This window comes from Sebaldella termitidis ATCC 33386 (genome assembly GCF_000024405.1).
Lineage (GTDB): Bacteria > Fusobacteriota > Fusobacteriia > Fusobacteriales > Leptotrichiaceae > Sebaldella > Sebaldella termitidis.
The window spans coordinates 3,214,856-3,228,100 of sequence record NC_013517.1 but is presented as its reverse complement, the minus strand read 5'-3'; the positions used below and the strand labels follow the sequence as shown (position 1 = coordinate 3,228,100).

At 33.4% G+C, this 13,245-nt stretch carries 11 protein-coding genes; 7 read left to right on the top strand and 4 right to left on the bottom strand.

All coding sequences use genetic code 11. The features are described from left to right. Positions 1–108: 108 nt before the first annotated feature. The 4 genes from STERM_RS15170 to trpS are packed head-to-tail and all read right to left on the bottom strand — an operon-like array spanning position 109 to position 4,605. Complete coding sequence (locus STERM_RS15170) at positions 109–2,484, bottom strand: homocysteine S-methyltransferase family protein (protein ID WP_012862505.1); 2,376 nt, start codon at positions 2,482–2,484, stop codon at positions 109–111. Continuing rightward, positions 2,474–3,151, bottom strand: coding sequence for a vitamin B12 dependent-methionine synthase activation domain-containing protein (locus tag STERM_RS15165; protein WP_012862504.1), 678 nt, complete (start codon positions 3,149–3,151; stop codon positions 2,474–2,476). The genes STERM_RS15170 and STERM_RS15165 overlap by 11 nt, the downstream gene beginning before the upstream one ends. 18 nt (positions 3,152–3,169) lie before the next feature. Continuing rightward, a complete protein-coding gene (locus STERM_RS15160; protein ID WP_012862503.1) occupies positions 3,170–3,601 on the bottom strand; it encodes an EVE domain-containing protein in 432 nt (143 codons plus the stop codon). Between the two features lie 26 nt (positions 3,602–3,627). Then, a complete protein-coding gene (trpS, locus tag STERM_RS15155) occupies positions 3,628–4,605 on the bottom strand; it encodes a tryptophan--tRNA ligase (protein WP_041310916.1) in 978 nt (325 codons plus the stop codon). 314 nt (positions 4,606–4,919) lie between these two features. Between trpS and STERM_RS15150 the strand changes: the two genes are divergently transcribed. The 7 genes from STERM_RS15150 to STERM_RS15120 are packed head-to-tail and all read left to right on the top strand — an operon-like array spanning position 4,920 to position 13,221. Next, positions 4,920–6,365: a chemotaxis protein CheW gene (locus STERM_RS15150; RefSeq protein ID WP_012862501.1), complete on the top strand. Its 1,446-nt coding sequence runs from the start codon at positions 4,920–4,922 to the stop codon at positions 6,363–6,365. Positions 6,366–6,403: 38 nt separating this feature from the next. Next, positions 6,404–7,465, top strand: a complete 1,062-nt coding sequence (locus STERM_RS15145) for a hypothetical protein (RefSeq protein ID WP_012862500.1) — start codon at positions 6,404–6,406, stop codon at positions 7,463–7,465. A gap of 2 nt (positions 7,466–7,467) precedes the next feature. Next, positions 7,468–9,318: a methyl-accepting chemotaxis protein gene (locus STERM_RS15140; protein WP_012862499.1), complete on the top strand. Its 1,851-nt coding sequence runs from the start codon at positions 7,468–7,470 to the stop codon at positions 9,316–9,318. Continuing rightward, a complete protein-coding gene (locus STERM_RS15135) occupies positions 9,315–11,087 on the top strand; it encodes a methyl-accepting chemotaxis protein (protein WP_012862498.1) in 1,773 nt (590 codons plus the stop codon). The genes STERM_RS15140 and STERM_RS15135 overlap by 4 nt, the downstream gene beginning before the upstream one ends. Next, on the top strand, positions 11,087–11,467 hold the full coding sequence (locus tag STERM_RS15130; RefSeq protein ID WP_012862497.1) for a chemotaxis protein CheW: 381 nt from the start codon (positions 11,087–11,089) through the stop codon (positions 11,465–11,467). Before STERM_RS15135 ends, STERM_RS15130 begins: the two co-directional genes overlap by 1 nt. 5 nt (positions 11,468–11,472) lie before the next feature. After that, the gene (locus STERM_RS15125; RefSeq protein WP_012862496.1) at positions 11,473–12,417 is read left to right on the top strand and encodes an ROK family protein; all 945 of its coding nucleotides are present in this window, start codon (positions 11,473–11,475) and stop codon (positions 12,415–12,417) included. Between the two features lie 18 nt (positions 12,418–12,435). Next, the gene (locus STERM_RS15120; protein WP_012862495.1) at positions 12,436–13,221 is read left to right on the top strand and encodes a MurR/RpiR family transcriptional regulator; all 786 of its coding nucleotides are present in this window, start codon (positions 12,436–12,438) and stop codon (positions 13,219–13,221) included. Positions 13,222–13,245: the final 24 nt, after the last annotated feature.

Genomic DNA, 13,245 nt, shown 5'->3' with positions numbered 1-13,245 from the left:
TATGAAATTTTTTAGTCTGGGTAGCTTAAAAATTATCAGCGAATTTCATAACAATAGAATTTATTTGCAGAATAATATATAAAAAAAATAGGCGAAAACCTATTTTTTTTATTTACTCGTATTATTAAAAAATTTATCGGCAATTCTTACAGACTCCTGAGCATCTTCGGCATAAAAATCAGCACCGATCATATCGGCATATTCCTGAGTAAGGACTGCCCCGCCCACAAATACTTTACATTTGATATTGCTGGTACGGAGAGCTTTTATAGTTTCCTCCATGCTTTTTACAGTGGTAGTCATAAGAGCGCTGAGACCTATAAGCTGTATATTTTTTTCTTTTGCAGTATTAACGACTTTTTCCACAGGAACATCTTTTCCAAGGTCAATAATATTATAGCCGTAATTTTCAAGAACAATTTTCACTATATTCTTCCCAATATCGTGAATATCTCCTTTTACAGTGGCAAGAATAATATCGCCCTTATTTACAAACTCTTTCTTTTCTTTTATCATTTCACCTTTTAATATTTCAAAAAAGTATTTAACAGTTTCTGCAGTCTGAATTAACTGGGGAAGAAAAATTTCCCCCTTTTCAAATTTTATTCCTATAGTATCCAGAACAGGTATAAGATAATTATCTATAATGTACATAGGCTGGTATTCTTTGAGAAGCGAATATATTTTTGATTTTCCTTCTTCTTTCAGTCCTAGTCTGATAATATCAGGAAGCTCTAAATCTGTATTTTTGATAATTTCTTTTTTAGTATCACTATTATTGAAAAAATCAATATATTCAGCACTGTCTTTGTCCTGATTCGTAAGAACATTAAAAGCCTTTATTATATGCATCATCTCTTCACTCTGAGGGTTTAATATAGGTGTAGTCAGACCTGAATGCAGAGCCATCGTAAGAAAGGTTCTGTTAAGTAATGCTCTGTCGGGAAGTCCGAATGAAACGTTGCTTACGCCGAGTACTGTTTTTACTCCGAGCTTTTCGCGAACCATAGTGATGGCCTTAAGTGTTTCAGATACTTCTTTCTGCTGTGCACTGGCTGTAAGAACAAGACAGTCAATAAGCAGGTTTTCTTTAGGAATGCCATATTTTTCAGCGGTATTTACAATTTTTTCAGCAATTTTAAAACGTTCCTCAGCCGAAGAAGGAATGCCGTTTTCATCGAGAGTAAGACCAACTACACATGCACCGTATTTTCGTGCTATTTTAAATATAGTATCCATAATTTCAGCTTTTCCGTTAACAGAATTTATTACGGCTTTTCCATTATAGATACGAAGCGCAGCTTCAATAGCTCCGGCATCAGAACTGTCTATCTGAAGCGGGAGATCTATAATTGACTGAATTTCTTTCACGACACCGGTAATAACTTCGGACTCGTTAATTTCAGGTAAACCTACATTGACATCAAGAATGTCTGCACCTTTTTCCTTTTGTGTAACAGCTTCTCTCAGGATATATTCCATGTTGTTATTTATTAATGCTTCTTTTAGCTTTTTCTTACCTGTGGGGTTAATTCTTTCGCCGATAACTTTAATTCCTTCATCTAAATCCACACATTTAGTAGCAGTGGCAATAATGCTTCTTGGCTTTATTTTCCTTGGAACCGGAGAAAAATCAATAAGTTTATCATGAATCGATTTTATAAAGCGTTCGTCGGTACCGCAGCATCCTCCGATAATACTGATCCCTTTATGAACAAAGTCTTCCATAATAGAAGAATATTCCTCTGCCGAAAGATCAAAAACAGTATTACCGCCGATCATTTTAGGAAGTCCGGCATTGGGCTGAACAATGACAGGTGTCTTTGAATACTGTAAAAGCTCATCTACAATAGGGATAAGTTCCTTGGGACCAAGTGAGCAGTTTACTCCGAGAGCATCAACACCAAGAGATTCCAAGATAGTAACAGCACCTAATATGCTTGTACCTGTGAGCATTCTCTTATCTTCCTGAAATGTAACAGTACATATCACCGGAAGTGAGGAATTTTCTTTTGCGGCAAGTATTGCTGCCTTAGCCTCATATATATCAACCATGGTTTCTATAATAATAATATCTGCACCATACTTTTCACCTAAAATAATCTGTTCTTTAAAAATTTCGTATGCTTCTTCAAAGGGAAGGACTCCCAAAGGCTCAAGCAGCTGTCCCAAAGGCCCTATATCAAGTGCAACATAGCCGTCAGGATTAGCCTTTTTAGCAATACTTATTCCGGACTTTATTATCTCTTCCTGTGAATAGCTGCTGTGTTCGAGTTTTAGTCTGTTTGCCCCGAAAGTATTTGTAGTAATTATATCAGCACCTGATTTTGCATATAGTCTGTGTATTTCTTCTATGATCTCAGGGTTGTCTATATTCAGGTCTTCAGGCATTTTACCCAGTTTCAGCCCTTTTTTCTGAAGCATGGTTCCCATAGCTCCGTCAAAAAATAAAATTTCTTTTCCTAATTTTTCTCTAATTCCCACAGTATGTATTCCCCTTTCTAAAGCTGCAGTTTCCTTTCAGATTACAGGTGCTGCATTTATTAATTTCTTCTTTGGCTTTTTCAGATTGAAAACCTATAACGGCACTGACAGATTTTCTTGGCAGCATAATAAAAGAATCAGTGACAGTAACTCCGATCTTTTTTGGAGCCTCTATAAGATTTAGAAGATCTTTTTGTACGGAGATTTCAAAGTCACCATACCCCGGACTATATCTGCCCGTAATAAAAAAACCGTTTTTTTCTGCCTCTGTTTTTATGAGAGCTTCCGCATAATCGCATAAAGCCTCTATAAGGGTACTGGCACATGCATCTGATATAACAGATTTTAATAGTTCTGTTTTAGAATAATAGTTTATTTTCATCTCTATTTCACTGCCCAATGTAGCACATAAAACAGCACATTTTTCAGATTTTTCAAGATGTCTTGCTATATCCTTTCCTTTGAGGGTAAGCTCTGTATTCCTCAGAAGAATTCCGCTGTTTTTTTCCAGTGTAAAAATATTATATATAAATCTTGGTCTTGCTATATCTGTAGTTTCCTTTATAAGAGTGTCGACAAGAACGTCAAGATTTTTTTCAAGAGGCTGATTTTTGTGATATAAATATCGTAAAACCTCATCTTTATCAATTTTCAGTTCCGGAGTCAAAAAGAAAACCTCCTTCCGTCATTTATATTGTACATTCATGGCTTTCCATATGATAATAAAATCGTCCCTGCTGATTTCCAGATAGTTATATCTAAAATAATAGCCCCAGTGTTTCTTGTCTTCTATAAATGACAATTCAGGAATAAGAGGTCTTATATCAGCTTCATCACATTTATAAAACCGGGCATCTTTTCTAAAAGGCACAAAACCGTAGCCCATATCATACTGATATTCAAAATCTCCTGTTATTTCAGCAACAGCAGTAAAATACTGATAAGGTTTTTTATCGTCGATATCTTCTTTTGAAGAATAATAGACTAAAAAGTCACCTTTTTTGATTTTGGCAAGTGGAGCTTTCTTTCCGTGGCAAAGCTGAATAAAACCGCCTTTTGCCCCTTTCATGGCATTATTTTTCGAAACAACACCGATCCAGAATTTCTTATTTTTCATATATTATCCTTAAAATTTCGAAGGTATTAGTAATTTCTTCCCATTAATCCGACAGTTTTTCTGACCTCGCTGACTTTTTTGGAAGCAATATCCCTAGCCTTTTCAGCACCTTTTTTCAGAATTTTTTCTACATAGTCCATATTATTTTCAAGTTCTTCCCTTTTCTTTCTGTAAGGAGCAAAATATTCCAGAATTTTATTATAAAGCTCTGTTTTACCATGACCGTATCCATAATTTCCATTGGTAAAATTGTCTTTCATAGCCTGTATTTCTTCTTTGGAAGCAAATAAGGAATAAAGCTTCGTAATATTATTATCAGGATTTTTCGGTTCTTCAAGCGGAGTAGAGTCTGTAACAATGCTCATAACCTGTTTTTTCAATTCTTTTTCAGGAAGAAACATATTAATAATATTTTTATAAGACTTGCTCATTTTTTCACCGTCAATACCGGGAACTACAGCAAGAGTTTCAAGAATTTTTTCTTCCGGAAGCTTAAAAACCTCTTTATTATAATGTTCATTGAATTTTATTGCGATATCTCTGGTCATTTCCAGATGCTGTTTCTGATCTTTTCCGACAGGAACTATATCAGAATCATAAATCAAAATATCAGCAGCCATAAGTACTGGATAAGTGAAGAGTCCGGTATTCGGCTTTATTCCTTTGGAAACCTTATCTTTATAAGAATGCCCTCTTTCAAGCAGTCCGATAGGCGTAACATTGGACAGAATCCATGACAGCTCTGTATGTTCAGGTACATCAGACTGTAAAAATAAAGTAGATTTTTCAGGATCTAGACCGCATGCCAGATAATCCAGTATTGCACTCATTGTATTATGCTTCAGGCTTTCACTGTCAGGAAGTGAAGTAAGTGCATGAAAATCTGCAAGAAAATAAAACCCTTCATACTCATCCTGTAAATCTATAAATTGCTTAATTGCACCGAAATAATTACCGATATGGAGAATACCGCTTGGTTGTATTCCAGATAAACTTCTCATTATAACCTCCAAAAATTAAATGTTTTCTATAATTATATCATTTTTACATATCTGTTTCAATGAATTTAAGCATTTTAGGCATTTTGAAAAAAATATAAAATATTTTATTAAATTAATTTTATTAATTAAATACTATTTTGACTCTAGTACGGCGACATCAGATCACTGCACTTGAAAAGCAGTATTTAGGGGTGGTTCTGAATATATGGATTACAGGGGGATTTAAAGTTAAATAAGAAAAAGAAATAAAAAATTTGAATTCTTGAAAAAAAGCTGTAAATAAGGTAAACTTATAATAAACTATTAAGTGGTGAATTATGGAAAATAAAGAGAGTATTCTTGATATATATTTCAGGGATTCGGATGATATTGACAGATATGAGCTTCTTGAACGGGAAATAGAGGAGCAGTTTATGCCCGGATATAAAAAATATATATTTCTTGAAGACAGTATATTTGATAATTTTGAACCTGAAAAAATAAATATGAAGCTCAGCTACGGACTATTTCTGAATGATACCCGCAGGCTGGAAAAAATACTGAATAAATATAAATTTGTTCAGAAGCATAATATTACCTATCTTGATGACAGTGCAGAAGATAATGACTATGTGGAATTAAAAATATCAAGACTGAACAGCATTCTGGCCCAAAGTGCCGGAATCATATCCATTCAGAGAGGACTTGAAGGATTTCAAAAATATATTGACTATGAAAAGCAGGATGAATATAAAGATCTTGTAGAAAAAATAGGGAAATACCGGGAAAGCATAAATAAGGTAATTCTTAATTCAAGAGTGGTAAATTTAAAAGAAGAAGTAAAAAAAATAGAGAAGATAATATATGATTATGCCAAAATCATTAATAAAGACATAGACTTCATTGTAAGAGGACTGAAAATTAATTTTGACAGATATATTTTTTACAAAATAAAGGATCATATCATAAATGTATTTGTAAATTCTGTTATATACGGAATAGAGTCTCAGGATGAAAGGCTTCTTTACGAAAAAAATAAAAAAGGACAGCTGGCTTTGACTTTTAAGCAGGAATTCGGCGAGATTGTAATCGAAATGCTGGATGACGGTCAGGGAATAGATGATATGGAAATATTTCAGCGTGCCGAAAAAGCAGGAATGGTAGATATAAATAAAAAATATACAAAGGAAGAGATACTAAATCTGGTATTTAAGCCCGAGATGTCACTTACAAATAAAAAAGAAGAAAATAAAGAAAGAGATCTGACTTTGTCTAATTTTTATAATACTGTGGAAGAACTTGGCGGACAGATAAAGATAGAAAGCAAAAAAACACAGTATACTCTGATTACAGCAAGAATACCGCTGAAATTCATACTGACAGAAACTCTGCTGATAAAAGCAGGAAATGTTAATTATGCCATACCGTTTAGTCTGGTGGAAAAAACAATAAAAACAGCTAAAATAAATTTTTCCCATATTTCCGATTATACATATTATATGTTTGAAAATGAGGAATATCTTGTTTTACAGGTTCCGGAAAAATTTAAAAAAGAGAACTGCGGAAAATCCGGATATGGAATTATATTAAATATAAGCGGGGAGAAATGTATATTTCTTGCAGATTATATAGGCGGTCTGGAAGAGGTGGTGCCTCAGAAGATAAATGTGGATAATAAAGATTACAGGGCATTTTTAGGTGCCTCAATATTGAAAAACGGGGAAATAGCACTTGTACTGGATATGAAAAATATAAGTAAAAACAGAGATTTTCTTGGAAATTAAGTTTTTCGGGAAAATAAAAGTTCGGGATGGGAAGAATTATGGATAAAAAAATTCAGGATTATTATCAGAAAAACAGACTCAGAGTGGAAGAGTTGATAAAGAAAATAGTGAAGATAGATCAGGCAGATGAAGCAGATTTCAGGGAAGATGTGATAATGATTAACAGAATAGAGAACAGCAGTTTTCTTATGAAAGATAAAAAGATTTCAGCTTTGTCAGCACTGTTAAGAAAAATTTTTCAGATAATAGAGAATGATAAATATCTTTTTTATGAGTATAAATATGATTTATTAAATTGTCTTACTGATATATTAAGAGCCTTTCAGGCTTTGGAAAAAAATAACATGCCTCTGGAAACCGTGCATATAAAAGAGTATGAGAAATTAGACGAGCATATTGATTTTTTTGATGAAGCTGTCAGCAAATTAAGTGAGAATAAAAGATATTATTATATAAAAATAAAGCTGGACAGAACAAAACCTTTATTTTTTCTCACAAGAAACATTCTGCTGGATTTCTTAAAGCAATACGGCAATCCTTATAATTATACTCCGCAGGATCTTTCAAACGAAGAGTACGATTATTTTATACTGGATTTTAAATTGAATAAAGATATGGGAGATTTTGAGGAAATAATTAAGAAATATAAGGATGAGGCTGTAAAAGAAATAAAAGTGATTAATATAGATGAATTTGAAAGTGTGTATAATATAAAGTTTTATTATAAAGAAAAACAAAATATGGTTCCCGAAGAGATAACTGATAATTTTAAGATACTGGATAATGCATGTTACTATAATCTTGTAGATTGTTATATTCTGGAAAATGATGAGGTAAAAATTTCGGATACATTATTTAATAAAAGCTTTGAAAATCTGGAACTGGTCACTTTTAAGAGATTTAACGAGAGGGAAACAAGAATACTGATATTATTAAATATGAAAAAAGAGAATCTGAACAAGATAAAGGCAAGAATAAGCGAAATTATATCAGACAAGGAAGTAAAAGATATTCTTTATAAGGGAAAGCATGATTTTTACGGTCTGCAGTTTCTGGAATATCTTAAGGAGAATTATAATATAGAATATGGAGGATATTAGCTTTGAAAAAAGTAACTTTTAAGCTCTTTTTTTATATAACGCTGGTAATTATAATAATGGAACTGGCTATTACATATCTGAATACCAGAGACCGGAATGAGATATATATAAAGGAGATGCAGGAAAGATTAAAATATAACAGTACTGTCCTTGGGGGTGAACTGGAACGTAATCTAGGAACAGTGGAGATACTGGGGAATAATTTTGCAGCAGGTCTGAAAAACGAGGAAGCTTCCACAGCCTCGGAACAGATTAAGATGAATGCCGATAAAGAGCTGCAGAATTTTATGCTTACTCCGGGTATTACAGGCGGATATTATCTGCTTGATATTAATGGCAGTGAGGTTACCGGCGGGACAAGTCCGGCTGGGATTTTATCGGAAAATGATATGAACGAATTCAGGACTAAGGCTGAAGGCAGCCGGAATACTTCGGGCTGGATAATGCCTGTATACATAAAAGATATGAATACCAATGTCGCTTTATATTACATGAATATTGACAGTGAGGAGAATATAAAGGGACTTTTGGTATTAGCTCTGGATTACGGCAGACTTGAAGAGATCATTAAGAGGGATGAAGCAGACGGCGAGTATTATTTTATCAATCCGGAAAATAAAATTTTTATTACCAATAATCAGGATATTAAACTAAATAATATAAGAACTGTAGAGAATAATGCACTTCTGGCAATGATAAAAAATATACAGTCTTCTGACAGGAAAACAGGAGTTCTGTCGCCGCTTCATACAAAGAGGGAATTTTATTCATTTTATAAGCTTGATGATAAAAATATTTTTATAATGAAAAAAAATGCTTCTGTACTCCAGAGCATTGAATTTTTCGTGGATAATATCTGGATGATAGTAATGCTAAATATATCAGGAATAATCCTAATATATTTTATAATAAAAAATGTTCTTGGTAAGCCGGTTTCCAAGATGAACAGAGCATTATACTCGATCAGTGAAAAAAATCTTAAGGAAATGGATTTCGGCGGAAGCAAGTTTTATCTTCAGGAAAATTACAATAAGGTTCTAAAGACATATACTGACTTTGTAAATGAAGTGAAGGAAAACTGTTTTGATATCAAAAGATCAAATGATTTATTGCTTGAAAAAACAAGTATGCTTTTGAATAAAAATCTGAATAAGGAGTCAGATATACTGAAAATAAACACAATACTGCACAGAAATCAGGAAAACTTTGATAAAGTATATAATTTGTTAATGGAGAATCATAAAATGAATACTGCAATCCAAAATGAGTTTTCCGATATAAACAGAAATATAAAGCTGCTAAGGGAAAATTTTGAAAAAGAGAGGGAAAACGGGGATTTAATTGAAAAACTTATAAATGAAGTAAATAAAATTTCCTTTCAGATAAATGTCTTCGGGCTGAATTCCACAATTGAAATGCACAGCAGCTCAGGGAATAATTCTGTGGAGCTGGAAGAAAGCTCAAAGGAAATAAGACATCTGGCAAACAGGATAAAGCTTCTTTCTGAGGAGATAAAGGCTATTTTGAAACAGGAAAAAATAAATTTTCAGTTAAAGAATAAATCAGTGAATCTCATAGCCGATTATATAGCAGTATTTACCGAAAGATTTACCGGTCTTAGAAAAAATCATGAACGGGAAATAGTAAGATATGTGGAAAATAAGGATAATCTCCTTGCCTTTTCTTCAAATCTGGAGGATTTAAGAAATGAAGTAGCAGGAAACAGAGATACTTACTCTAAGGAAATTTATGAAATAAAAAAACTGGAAGAAAATCTGAAAGCTTTGATTATACTCGCAGAGGAATATAAGCTTGATTCGGCAAAAGATTCAGATGAAAGTGAGGCAGAATGAGACTGAAAAATAAACTTCTAAGCTGGGTATTTTCATTATTTTTTATTCCTCTGCTGATATTTTTTGCATTGGCTGTTTCAGGGACTTACAACAGATATAAAAGTAACTATTCCTTGATAAAAGAGGACAGTATTATAAGGCTGCAGGAGAATTATTACGAAAAAATAAATAGTATAGAAAATGATGCGGAAGGTTTTATCGGAAGTATAAAAGCCGGGGACAGTCCAGAAACGATAAATGAAAAAATAAATTTTATGAAAAATCTGAATAATGAATACGAACATATATTTTATATCGATTCTTATAATAATACGGAGCTGACAGATAATACAGACAGTGTTGAGCTGAAAAAACTAATCTCTGAAATAAAGAACGAGTCTTTTGAATTTTTTATTTCAAATCCGTATTTGGATAAGGCCTCAAATAAATATATGATTACTTTTGTGAAAAAGATAAAAATCAGTAATTTTGAAGAAAAAATAGCTGGTATTACAGTGCCGCAGGATTATTTTCTGAATGCAGCAGGGACAAAAGCGGAAAGCAGATATTATCTGATAAAAGACAGCGGAGAGATACTAGCTACAAACAGTCCTTTAAGCGGAAACTCGTTTTACAGTCTTTATCATATGCAGAATAATAATGATTTAGATGAAGTAGAGGGAAATTTTACAGTAAGATCAAACGGGCAAAATATAGAATTTATGTATAAAAAATTAGAGATGGATAAACTATATATAATTATGGAAGATTCCAGATTATCATTTTATAAAAATCTGTATTCAGATATATTTTTATCTTTAATATTATGTATAATTGTTTCTGTTCTTGTTTTCGGGATTATTTTCTTCTTTTTCTATAAGTCTGTTTTCAGACTGGTGTATAAGCTCAGACAGGGAATAAACAGGGTAATAAGTCTGGATAAGAGCTCGGAACTCATTGGAGAATATGATGAGCCTGAGGATATAAAGAAGAAATTCAATAGCTTTTCAGATAAAATACATAATAAAGTAAGAATAACAGCCGGGAATATAAAGGAAATTCATGAAAAAACCTATGAACTAAATAAAAGTCAGGCCTTAAATTATAAAATTCTCAGTGAAGAGCAAAATAAAATGCTTCTTATAAAAGAGGAAGTAAGAAAAATCATTAATCTTTCCGAAACAAACTCTGATGAGCTGGAAAAGCTCATAAAGGAATGCGAGCATATAGTAAAGGAAAATAAAAACATTACACTTATGACAGAAAGTCTCAGAAGAAGTTTTCATAAGCTGAGTGACAGCAGTGTAAGTATAGAAGAGATGATAGATAATATAAACATGATCTCAGACAGGACTAATCTTTTATCTCTTAATGCAAGAAAAGAAGCAGAAAGGGCTGCTGAATACGGAGAAAGCTATCAGGTAATAGCAGAAGAAATAAGAAATCTGTCTGTGCTGATTTTGGATATATCAAATAAGGCAAGGGAAATAAGCCATAATGTAATAGAAAGAATCGCCAAGAGCAATCAGGTAATGGATCTGACAATAACAAAAATAAATAAGCTTCAGGATGAAATAAAAAAAATCGATAAAAATGTAAAATTTCTTTATGAGAATGTAAATCTGGAGAATATAGAAGAAAACGAACTGAATAAAGCTTTCAGCGAACTGGAGGAAATGATTTTTGGAACCAAGGAAAGACTCGCAGGTAACATAAATCTGATAAGCGAACTAAACATACTTTTTAGAGAGATAGAAAAAATAAACGATTCTCTGGAAAAGAGGGGATAATGAAGCTGGTAAAAAAATATCTGGTATTTGAAGCTGGGGAGGAATTATACGGAATAGAGTTGAAATATGTATTGAAAATAAAAAATAATGCCAAATTTTACGAGCTTCCCGCTTTGGGAAAAGATTACCCGGGTGTAATACACTTTGATAACAGATTTATTCCCGTGGCAGGTTATGGTGGTGAAAAGCCGGGAAACAACGAGGCTAATGCTGCTCTTATATTAAGATACAGGACAAATGAGTTTTCAATATTTGTAAAAAATGTTTTTGATATTTATGAATTCGAAAATATGGAAATGACAGAAGAAACAGCAAAAGATTTTTACATAGATGGAAGAGTGGTAAAATTAATTAATTTAGAAGAATTTATAGGAGGATAGTGTTTATGGATTATTATGTAGGAATAGACCTGGGCGGAACAAATACGAAAATAGGAGTGGTGGACAAAGAGGGAAATAAAATATTTACTACAACAATAAAAACAGAATCAATAGACGGATATGAAATATCACTGAACAGAATAGCGGATATTTTGAAAGAAAACCTGAAAGAATATGAAATAACGCTGGATAAAGTAGGAGGAGTGGGAATAGGAGTTCCGGGTCCTGTTGTGCAAACCAGAATAGTGAAATTCTTTGCTAATTTTCCATGGCCTGAAAATCTTAATCTGGCAGAAGAATTTGAAAAGAGAATTGGATTGAAAGTAAGAGCGGATAATGATGTAAATGTAATAACCCTTGGTGAAATGTGGAAAGGTGCAGGAAAAGGACACAGCAATGTTCTTGGGATAGCGATAGGAACAGGAATAGGCGGGGGAATAATTCTAAACGGACAGCTTGTTTCGGGAAAAAACGGTACAGGAGGAGAAATAGGGCATACGAAGCTGGTAAGAGACGGCAAGCTCTGCGGATGCGGACAGAAGGGATGCTGGGAAGCCTATGCATCAGCTACCGGACTTATAAGAGAAGCACAGGGAAGACTTATTGTAAATAAGAAAAATCAGCTGTATGAAATGACAAAGGGAAGAGAGCTGGAAGCAAAGGATGTATTTGATGCAGCAAAAGCAGGGGATAAATTTTCCGTGGATATAGTAGATTATGAAGCAGAATATCTGGCAATGGGAATCAGCAATCTTTTGAATACTCTTGATCCTGAAATAGTTGTTTTAGGCGGGGGCGTTAGTCTGGCCGGAGATTTCCTGATTGACAGGGTAAAAGAAAGCTTAAAAAAATACGCGCTTCCATCAGCATTAGAGGGACTGAAAATAGTTCAGGCAGAACTGGGGAATGATGCGGGAATACTCGGAGCTGCATATTTGGCAATGATGTAATGAAATTGGAAGGTGTTCATGAAAATAGAAAATCTGATAAGAGATAAGTATAAAAATCTGAATGAGACTGAAAAAGAGATACTAAGATATATTATTTCAAATTCTAATAAAATAAGAGGTTTGAGAATAAAGGATCTTGCGGATGCTGTTTTCTGCAGTCCTAATACGATAGTAAGAATGTCGAAGAAAATGGGTTTCACAGGTTTTTCAGAAATGAAGCATGTGATATTTGAAGAGCTTGAGAAAAATTTTTCTCAGGTGCCTATTTCTGAAGATGGCCTTTATAAGGATCTGTTAAAGACAAAGGAGCTGATAAATTCAGAACTGCTTGATTATCTTGCAGCTTTGATTGTAAAGAAAAAAAATATCAGCATTTTTGGTCTGGGGCCTTCAAGGCTTTCAGCCGACATTTTTTCAATGAGGCTGACTTTTCTCGGGATAGCGGCAATAAGCTTTATAGATCAGCACGCCATGCTTTTTTATGCAAATAAAATAAAGGAAAATGACATATGTCTTTTTATTTCATTTTCGGGAGAGCAGAAAGGGATACTTGGTCCTGCTGTAATAGCCAAAGGAAGAAAAGGAGTGATAATCTCGCTCACAGGTCTTTCTGATAATGAATTATCAAGGATTGCAGATCATTCGATGTTTTTTAAGACTACATCAATGTATTATGACGGTGCTGATATAACAAGCAGGGTTCCTGCGGATATGGTTCTGGATTATCTTTTCAGCAAGATGGTGCTAATAATGAAGGATGAAGACAGGCTTACAAGTGAGGAGCCGGAATTTATAAAATATTAAAGAGATTGGGATTAAAATAGAATT

Coding starts and splice junctions, on each gene's coding strand:
- STERM_RS15160 (WP_012862503.1), bottom strand. CDS start 3,601: ATGAAAAATAAGAAATTCTGGATCGGTGTTGTTTCGAAAAATAATGCC.
- STERM_RS15150 (WP_012862501.1), top strand. CDS start 4,920: ATGGAAAATAAAGAGAGTATTCTTGATATATATTTCAGGGATTCGGAT.
- STERM_RS15145 (WP_012862500.1), top strand. CDS start 6,404: ATGGATAAAAAAATTCAGGATTATTATCAGAAAAACAGACTCAGAGTG.
- STERM_RS15135 (WP_012862498.1), top strand. CDS start 9,315: ATGAGACTGAAAAATAAACTTCTAAGCTGGGTATTTTCATTATTTTTT.
- STERM_RS15130 (WP_012862497.1), top strand. CDS start 11,087: ATGAAGCTGGTAAAAAAATATCTGGTATTTGAAGCTGGGGAGGAATTA.
- STERM_RS15125 (WP_012862496.1), top strand. CDS start 11,473: ATGGATTATTATGTAGGAATAGACCTGGGCGGAACAAATACGAAAATA.
- STERM_RS15120 (WP_012862495.1), top strand. CDS start 12,436: ATGAAAATAGAAAATCTGATAAGAGATAAGTATAAAAATCTGAATGAG.